This is a genomic window from Paenibacillus oleatilyticus (assembly GCF_018998565.1).
Lineage (GTDB): Bacteria > Bacillota > Bacilli > Paenibacillales > NBRC-103111 > Paenibacillus_G > Paenibacillus_G oleatilyticus.
Genome location: NZ_JAHNZO010000211.1, coordinates 1 through 317, shown reverse-complemented (window position 1 = coordinate 317; position 317 = coordinate 1). Strand labels below are relative to the sequence as shown.

Genomic DNA, 317 nt, shown 5'->3' with positions numbered 1-317 from the left:
CTCAGAGGACGGCAACGCAGTGACCGCGCGCAGCCTGATGTTCGCCCACGGCATGGAAACCTGGGGATTCGGCTGGGGAGATAAACAGATGAATCAGGATAAATCCTCGCCCTATTATCTCGGCGCTTGGTGGCCCAACGCCCAACCGGCGTTTTTCTTCCGCCCCGCCAAAGTGAAACAGCCCTACCGTACCGTCGAATTCGATCCGCGTTACCGCCTGCCGCTGTACCAGGCCGTTTTCCACGATGCTATCGTCAGCAGCCACCACTGGAATTACGACAATCTGAAGTTCAGCGACGTTCAGACCACCCGCAGCC

Annotated in this window: 1 protein-coding gene; it reads left to right on the top strand. The window is 58.4% G+C overall.

Annotated features, from left to right (window positions below; genetic code table 11):
- Positions 1–19 precede the first annotated feature (19 nt).
- A partial coding sequence (locus KQX66_RS39190) for a glycoside hydrolase (RefSeq protein ID WP_498047244.1) occupies positions 20–317 on the top strand: 298 nt, incomplete at its 3' end.